The sequence below is a fragment of the Streptomyces colwelliae genome (assembly GCF_048158785.1).
In the GTDB taxonomy this organism is placed as follows: domain Bacteria; phylum Actinomycetota; class Actinomycetes; order Streptomycetales; family Streptomycetaceae; genus Streptomyces.
In genome coordinates, this window is sequence record NZ_JBLTJC010001070.1 from 1 (window position 1) to 385 (window position 385).

Annotated in this window: 1 protein-coding gene; it reads right to left on the reverse strand. The window is 62.6% G+C overall.

Translation table 11 applies throughout. The annotated features are described in order from the left end of the window. On the reverse strand, positions 1-385 hold a 385-nt coding region (locus tag ACNFOC_RS55855), incomplete at both ends, for an aminoacyl--tRNA ligase-related protein (RefSeq protein WP_416966506.1).

Consider the following 385-nt stretch of genomic DNA (forward strand, 5'->3'; position numbering starts at 1 on the left):
ATCGGCGTCAGGTCGCCGTCGTAATCGACGTCCTCGCCCGGCACCGGCAGGTCGAGCACGTCGCGATTGATGAAGACGCCGGATTCGCCTGTTTCGGCCAGCACGATGAACTCGTGGCTGAGATCGCCGCCGATCGGGCCGGTCTCGGCGCGCATCGGGATCGCCTTCAGCCCCATCCGCGCGAAGGTGCGCAAATAGGCGACGAACATCTTGTTGTAGGCGACGCGCGCCGCGGCCTCGTTGAGGTCGAACGAATAGGCGTCCTTCATCAGGAACTCGCGGCCGCGCATCACGCCGAAACGCGGACGCTGCTCGTCGCGGAATTTCCATTGGATATGATAGAGATTGAACGGCAGGCTCTTGTAGGACTTCACATAGGCGCGGA